5 protein-coding genes and 1 pseudogene are annotated in these 7,676 nt (G+C 73.7%); 2 read left to right on the top strand and 4 right to left on the bottom strand.

Annotated features, from left to right (window positions below; translation table 11 throughout):
* The 4 genes from ND747_RS19075 to ND747_RS19060 all read right to left on the bottom strand — a co-directional run.
* Positions 1–974: Gfo/Idh/MocA family oxidoreductase (locus ND747_RS19075; protein WP_251735109.1), on the bottom strand; the 974-nt coding region annotated here is incomplete at its 3' end.
* 133 nt (positions 975–1,107) lie between these two features.
* Entirely contained in the window at positions 1,108–2,418 is a 1,311-nt protein-coding gene (locus ND747_RS19070; RefSeq protein ID WP_251735107.1) for an NAD(P)/FAD-dependent oxidoreductase, read from the bottom strand.
* Between the two features lie 9 nt (positions 2,419–2,427).
* Positions 2,428–3,627, bottom strand: a complete 1,200-nt coding sequence (gene thiH / locus ND747_RS19065) for a 2-iminoacetate synthase ThiH (protein WP_251735106.1) — start codon at positions 3,625–3,627, stop codon at positions 2,428–2,430.
* Positions 3,624–4,523 (bottom strand): thiazole synthase, encoded by a 900-nt coding sequence (locus tag ND747_RS19060; RefSeq protein WP_251735105.1) that lies wholly within the window; start codon positions 4,521–4,523, stop codon positions 3,624–3,626. The genes thiH and ND747_RS19060 overlap by 4 nt, the downstream gene beginning before the upstream one ends.
* A 278-nt stretch (positions 4,524–4,801) precedes the next feature.
* Here ND747_RS19060 and ND747_RS19055 point away from each other — a divergent pair, with 278 nt between their 5' ends.
* Together ND747_RS19055 and ND747_RS19050 are read left to right on the top strand one after the other, a co-directional pair.
* Positions 4,802–7,222, top strand: a complete 2,421-nt coding sequence (locus ND747_RS19055; RefSeq protein WP_251735103.1) for a Stk1 family PASTA domain-containing Ser/Thr kinase — start codon at positions 4,802–4,804, stop codon at positions 7,220–7,222.
* Positions 7,223–7,398: 176 nt separating this feature from the next.
* Positions 7,399–7,676 (top strand): annotated as a pseudogene (locus ND747_RS19050) (hypothetical protein); the annotation flags it as partial.

Here is a 7,676-nt window from a genome sequence, read left to right as displayed (position 1 = left end):
CCACGGCGGACGGCGGCGGCCAGCACGCCGAACCCGGGGTCGGCACGGCCGGCCGGAACGACGGCGAGGACCCGCGCCTGGGCCGCGGCGAGGTCGGCGAGGTCGTCGGCTTCGGCGGGAGCCAGACACAACGGCGCCTGGACGACCACGTGCTTGCCGGCCTCAAGCGCCCGGCCGGCCCAGTCGGCATGGTCGTGGTGCCCGGTGGCGACGACCACCAGGTCGAGCTCGGGATCGTGCACCAGGTCGTCCGGGTCGTCGACGTGGCGGGGCGGGCGGAACGCGGCGTGCGTGGGTGCTCGCCCGCCCGCGTCGTCGCAGACCGCGGTCAGGGCCAGCCCCTCGGTGGCCTCGAGCACCGGCCGGTGCTCGGCCACGGTGTCGGGCCCGCCGAGCAGACCGACCAGGACCGGCGGACCGTCGAGCACGCCCAGGCAGTGCCGCAGCCACCGGCCGACCAGCCGGTGGTAGGCGGGGTCGGCAAGCACCGCGGCCCCGGCGCCCAGGGTGAACATGCCCAGGCCCGTGCCCGGCCGCCAGGTGCAGACCGCGTGCTCGACGCGGTCATGGCGCAGCTGGATCAGGCACTCGACGTCGTCGGCGACCTTCTCCGGGATCACCCAGGTCTCCCGCGGGACGAACCGCGGCGCCCGGGCCATCAGCGCACCGCCCTGCGGCCCGGCCAGCAGGTGCAGCTCGTGCGGGGGCAGCAACCGGCCAGGAGTGAGCCCCGAGGCCTCCACCAGCGGACTGCCCGGCGCAAGCGCACGCACGGTGGGCCCGGCCAGCAGGACGGGAACGGACTGCCGGGCCCGGTCGAGCAGCTCCTGCTCGACGTGATCAAGCGGTCGGTCGATCAGCACGAGTAACGCGTCGGCCGACCGAGCCGAGGTCGGGCCGAGGCCCGCCGCCCGCAGATGGTCGCCGAGCGCGTTCACACCGGGCAGGTTCGACACCAGGTGAATGCGGGGCACGCCCGGCACTCTAGTGTGCTAACCCGGTGTTGCTCACATTCGGGTACACAGGCATCCGGATGACCGAACGATTGTTGCGCTTTGTCGCGCTGCGATTCGCCACCCCCCGCCGCACGGCGTGAATCGCGGGGAATCAGCCGGCGGCGACGAGCTCCTTCATCGTCACCGACAGGTCGGCGAAGCCCTTGCGGTCCACCGTTCCACCCGCGAGCAGCAACCGCCGAACCGGCGCCACGTCCATCGGACGGCCGATGGAGACCAACGCACGCAGCGATCCGTCCGGTGCGAACCAACCGGCCGACCAGCCCGGCGGGCGCGAGCCCTCCGGCGGCGGCGGCTCGCTTGGGTCACCCCGGTAGATCAGTTCGTCGCCCGGGTCGCCCACTCCGGCGTACTGCACCATCCGGCCGAACTGCTCCGACCAGAAATACGGCACCGGGTCGTACACCGGGACCTCGGCATCCGCCGCCGGGCCATTGCTGGGAACACTGGCCGTCTTGCCCGAATCGGCCAGGTCGGCCGGGTCTGCGGCAGCCACGCCCAGGCCGGGGGCCCGCAACAGCGTCGCCGCAGCCACCGACGGGGAATGCTGCGCGCAGTCCCAGTGCTCGACCCGCAGCCGGCGCCCGTAACGGCGTGACCACCAGGCGGCACAGTCGCCGACCGCGACCACCGGCGGCCCGTCCACACCCGACCAGGTGGCCGACAGGTACTCGTCCACGACGATGCCACGATCGAGCGTGAGGCCGCTGTCGGCGAGCCAGCCGAGATCCGGGCGGGCCCCGATACCGACCAGGATCTCGTCGGCGGGCAGCAGCTCGCCACCGGCCAGCACCAGGCCGGCCTCGGTGGTCCGCTCGACCGAGACACCCAGGCGCAGCTTGACGCCGGCGCGGGCGTACCAGTCGATGGTGTGCGCGCCGATCTCGGGGCCCAGCGCCGCCCGCAACGGCGTGTCCGCCGCCTCCACCACGGTCACCTCGACGCCAGCGGCGGCCGCCGTCGTGGCCACCTCGGCACCGATCCAACCGGCCCCGACAATCACCAGTCGCAGCCCCGGGCGCAGCACCTCGCGCAGCCCGAGCGCGTCGTCCAGGGTGCGCAGCACCCGCACCGGACCGTCGCCGGGCAGCAGGATCGGGTCGGAGCCGGTCGCCAGCACCAGGCCGTCGTACGCAAGCGGGCCGGCGTCGGTCTCCACCGTGCCCGGCCGAAGCCCGGTGGCCCGGCGCCCGGTGATCACCTCGACGCCGTCGAGCGTCAGCGGAATGGTCGTGTCGTCGGTACGGCCGACGAGCACCGCCTTCGACAGGGGGGGCCGGTCATAGGGCCGGCGCGTCTCTGCGCCCACCAGCACGACGTCGCCTTCGAAGCCGCGCTTACGCAACTCCACGGCCGCCCGGCCACCCGCCATACCGGCGCCGACAATGACAATTCGCTGCATCGGCGCAGCTTAGTACGACTGTCCCGCGAGATTCCCGCCGTAGAGCGGGAAGGCGTCCTTCCAGACCGGCTCATAACCGGCGGCCACCAGCATCGCGGCAACCTCCGCGGGCGGTCGCTCGTCCGAGATCGAGAACTGTTCGCCGGCGGTGCCGGGCGCCGCGTAACCGCCGGGTTCCGTGGAGGATCCGGCGCTCATCGTGGTCACCGCGATACGGGCCAGCCCGTCGCGCATCGCCGGCGGTTCGCGGGTCGACAGCGACAGCGCCAGATCCGGCCCGAACAACCGCAACGCGGCGTGGGCCTGGACGAACTCCGCGTCGTCGACCACGACGACCGGCGGGAAGGCGCTGGCGGACGGCTTCATCCGGGGCAGCGCCACCGAGACCTCGGTCCGCCAGTAGCGCCGGGTCAGGAACGCGGCGTGGGCGCCGAGGGCGAGCACGTCGGCCCGCCAGTCCGCGGCCAGCCCCAGCAGGGCACCGATCCCGAGCCGCCGGGCCCCCGCGGACGCGGCCCGTTCGAACGACGACAGGCGACGGTCGTAGTCCCGCTTCCACCCGGCCACGTGCACCTGCGCGTACCGGGCCCGGTCGTAGGTCTCCTGGTAGTGCACGACGCCCTCGAGCCCGGCCCGCACCAACCGGGCGTAGGTGTCGTCCGACCAGGTCTGCGTCTCGATCGACAGGGAGGGGAACAGCGGACGCAGCCGTTCCACGACACCGACGAGATAGTCCGCGGACACCTCCGCCCGGTGCTCGCCCGACACCAGCAGAAGGTGACGGAACCCACGGTCGGCGAGCAGCCGCCCCTCGGCCTCGACCTCGTCGAGGTCCAACGTGCGCCGAACGACCGGCAGCCCCTTGGCGAAGCCGCAGTACGTGCAGGACGACAGACACGCGTTGGACACGTACAGCGGCGCGAACAGCCGGACCGCACGGCCGAACCGGCGCAGCGTCGTCGCCCGGGCGGCGAGGGCGAGTTCCTCGAGCCGCTCCCCGGCTGCCGGGGACAGCAGGACGGCGAGATCCGCGAGCCCCAGGTGCGCCGTGCCCGCCGCGGGCCGGCCCGGATCCGCGCCGCCGGCGGGCGCCACCCGGCGCAGCAGCGCATCGACCTGCGCCGGACTCGCTGACCGAGACCGTTCGGCGAGCTCGGCGAGGGCCAGACCCGCAAGTTCGCGGGCGAACAGCCCCGGCGGCGCGCTCACCCGCCGACCACCGGCAGCGCGACCGGCAGTGGGCCCGACGTCGCGGAAACCGACGCGGACGCGGCCGGTACCGACGAGACCGGCGCCGAAACGGCTGCCGCCTGGGCGGCCGACGCCGGGAGACCGCCCAGGAAACCGGTCAACGGGGACGACGCCTCGGCGCCGGTCGCCGGGCCGGGTGCGGCCTGGCCGGCCAGGTAACCGAGCCGACCGGCGCTGGTGGCGAGCGCGAACGCCCGGGCCATCAGCACCGGATCGGCCGCCACCGCGATCGCCGTGTTGACGAGCACCGCGTCCGCGCCGATCTCCATCGCCTCGGCGGCGTCCGAGGGCACCCCGAGCCCCGCGTCGACGACGACCGGCACGCCGGCACCGGCGACGATCGCCTCGATCGCGTCCCGGGTGCGCAGCCCGCGGTTGGACCCGATCCAGCTGCCCAACGGCATGATCGTGGCGCAGCCGGCCTCCTCGAGGCGCCGGGCCAGCACCGGATCGGCCGAGCAGTACGGCAGGACGGTGAACCCGTCCGCGACCAGCAGTTCGGCGGCGCGCAGCGTCTCGATCGGGTCGGGTGCGAGAGTGCGCGGGTCCGGGGTGACCTCCAGCTTGACCAGGCCCGTGCCGGTGGCGGCGCGGCCGAGCCGGGCCAGGCGGACGGCCTCGGCGGCATCCACCGCGCCGGAGGTGTTGGGCAGCAGCGTCAGCTCCGGGGGCACGAAGTCGAGCACGTCGCCGTCGCCAAGACGATCGAGGTCGACCCGGCGCAGGGCGACGGTGACGATGCGGGCGCCGGACGCCAGCAGGCTCGCCCGCATCACCTCGTGCGCGGCGAACTTTCCGGTGCCGACCAGCAGCCGGCTGTCATAGGCCTGGCCGGCGATCACCAGATCGTCCATTATGATCATCCTCCCCACGCGCGCATGACCGCGATCGGGTGTGCGGGTCGCCGACGGCTGCGCTGGCCGGCCTCTCAGCCCGCGTCCGCAGGCTCCCCGGTGCCGGGCGCGAGTCTACCGACGCCCGGCAGGCACCGCGGGGCCGACCGGTCGGCCACCCACGATCGGGGGCAGCCACCACACCCCTGCACGGACAGCGTTCCTGTCGCCACCTGGGACGCCGCCCGCGCAGCTGTTTCCGCCGGGGGCGAAACGGGTGTATCGCCTTATGGTGTCCGATGGCGACGCTGGTGGAGCGCGATCGTAAACTGGGCCGCGTGGATGCCACCGTGGCCGACCCTGTCATCGGTCGGCTCCTCGACGGCCGGTACACGGCGCAGGAGCGTCTCGCCGTCGGCGGGATGGCGACGGTGTATGTCGCGCACGACAACCGGCTCGACCGGCTGGTCGCGCTCAAGGTCATGCATCCCAATCTCAACCATGATCCGGAATTTGTCGGCCGCTTCCACCGGGAGGCCCGGGCGGTCGCCCGGCTGAACACCTCCCGGGTCGTCTCCATCCTCGACCAGGGTGCCGACCACAGCCCCGCCGGGCTGGTCAACTACCTGGTGATGGAACTGGTGCGCGGTCGTTCGCTACGCCAGCACCTCGGTGCGCGCGGCCGGCTGCCCGTCCCCGAGGCCGTCGAGATCATCGAGCCGGTGTTCGAGGCGCTCGCGGCCGCGCACGCCGCCGGCATCATCCACCGTGACATCAAGCCCGAGAACATCCTGCTCGGCGACGACGGCCAGGTGAAGGTCGCCGACTTCGGCCTGGCCCGCCCGCTCGGCCAGCCGTCCCAGGCCCTGTCCGACGGCGTCGTCATGGGTACGGTCGGGTATCTCGCGCCCGAGCAGGTCACCCTCGGCACGGCCGACACCCGCAGCGACGTCTACGCCGCCGGCGTGGTGCTGTTCGAGACGCTGACCGGACAGCTCCCGTACAACGGGGCCACGCCGATGTCGATGGCCTACCAGTCCGTCCACGGGGACGTGCCCGCGCCGTCCACCGTCGTCGCGGGGGTCCCTCCGGAGCTGGACGCGCTCGTGCTGCGGGCCACCGCCCGCGACCCTGAGCGCCGCCCGTCCGACGGGGCGGCCCTGCTCGACGAGCTGCTGCGACTCGGACCGCTTCTGCCCCAGAGCCAGGACCATCCCACCGGCTTCACCGGCGAGGTCCGGCGGATCGGGCTGATCGACCCGCAGCCCTTCTCCGGATCCGCCCCCGCCCCTGCCCCCCCGGCGACGTCCGCGGCGCCGGCACCGACCAGCCAGTACTCCTCCATCCATGTCGAGACGGCGGCCATGGACCACTCCGCCGAGGGTCTGCACCACGGTGCACAGCGACCCAGCGGACCGGGACGGGTCAGCGGACCAGACCAGCACGACGGGCCGAGTCGCCCCAGCGGGCCAGACGGGTACAGCGGGCTGAATCGACCGAGTGGCCCGCCGCCCAACACCGGTTTCGGCCCGTCCGGTCCCGGCCCGTCCGCCTACGGCGCGGCGAGCCAGGGCACGCCGACCGGCTACGGCACCGCCGAGTACGGCACCGCCGAGTATGATGATCATTTTGACTACGGCGCTTCCGGATCCCTCGCCCCGCGGCTGGACGACGATGTCGATGCGGTGGCAGCTGCGGGCGGTCCCGGCGGCCCGCCACGGGGCAGGCGGCGGGCGACCGCGGCCGGCCCCGGATGGCGCCGTCGCCTGCCATGGGCCGTCGGTGGCGCGGCCATCCTGGTGCTGCTGCTCGGGTACCTCGCCGTCCACGCCCTGTCCGACAGCAAGACCGAGGTCCCGTTGCTGACCGGCGTGAGCAAGGCCGATGCGGAGACCATGCTGCGTGACGCCGGCCTGAAGTGGTCCTACCTGGATCCGCAGGCGAGTCCGACGGTGCCGCCCGGGCGGGTCGTCACCCAGGATCCGCCCGACGGCAGCCGGGTCGACAAGAACGCCACGATCTCGCTGCGGCTGAGCACCGGCCCCGCGACCATCCGCGTCCCCGACCTGGCCAACCTCACGCAGGAGCAGGCCACCGCCCGGCTCGCCCAGGTGAACCTGATCATGGGCGGGCTGAGCAACCAGGCCAGCGACACCATCCCAGCCGGGCATGTGATCTCCACCAGCCCGGCGATCGACACCGCGGTCCAGCCGCGCAGCAACGTCGTACTCGTCATGTCGACCGGGCCGGACACCAGGCAGATGCCGGCCGACATCATCGGCAAGTCGTACGACGCGGCGAAAGGCGAGATCGACGCGCTCGGCATCGCCGGGGTCGTCGTGCAGCGTGCCGTGGTCGTCACCGACAGCAGCCCGCCCGACTCGGTCGTCGGGTCGGACCCGCAGGTCGGGCTGCCCATCGCACCAAACAGCAAGGTCACCCTGACCGTCGCCCAGGCCTCGGGCAACACCGACGAGGGCGACGGCGGTGGCGACGGCGGTGGCGACGGCAGCGGCGTGCAGGTCACCGTTCCCCGCGTGGTCGGCAGCAACTACCGCGACGCGGAGAGCGCCCTGCACCGCGCCGGCCTGAAGATCGCTCGCAACGGACTGTTCGGCGCGAGCACCGACCGTGTGGTCGCTCAGTCGGCTCAGCCTGGATCCAAGATCGAGAAGGGTAGTACAGTACGGGTCAACACTGTGTGGTCCCTGGGTAACTAGCCGCCGGCGGTCCTTCGGCGGCGGCCCACGGCCGCATCGACCCGCGGCTCGGGGTCGGCACGGGGGCGACCAGCCCGTTCCACGTTGCCGCGATCGGGCCCCGGGGAGGGCACGTGAGGGTGGCGCGCAGGCGCGGTCGAGTACCCGGCACCACAACTGCGTCGGTCTTCGCTGCGGTGCGCCGAGCGCGTGGCTGGTTCCCGCACCGGACGCGGGCCGACCGGTTCGCCGCCCTGCTGGACGGCGACGCTCCCCCGGCCGGGCCATCAGAGGTCCGGCTGGTCGCCCTCGCGGACGCCGCCCGCGCCCTGCCCCACCCACAGGTGGACCCGGTCCGGCGCGCGGCCATCCGGGCCCAGCTGCTCGCCGAGCTTGCCGCCGTCGCCGAGGCGTCCGCCCCCGCCGGGACACCCGACTCGGCCCGGGCCGCGGCGGCGGCCCGAGCACCGGGGGC

The organism is Frankia sp. R82 (assembly GCF_023716925.1).
GTDB lineage: Bacteria > Actinomycetota > Actinomycetes > Frankiales > Frankiaceae > Frankia.
Note: the sequence above shows the minus strand (reverse complement) of the source record. Positions and strands in the feature narration are given on the sequence as shown.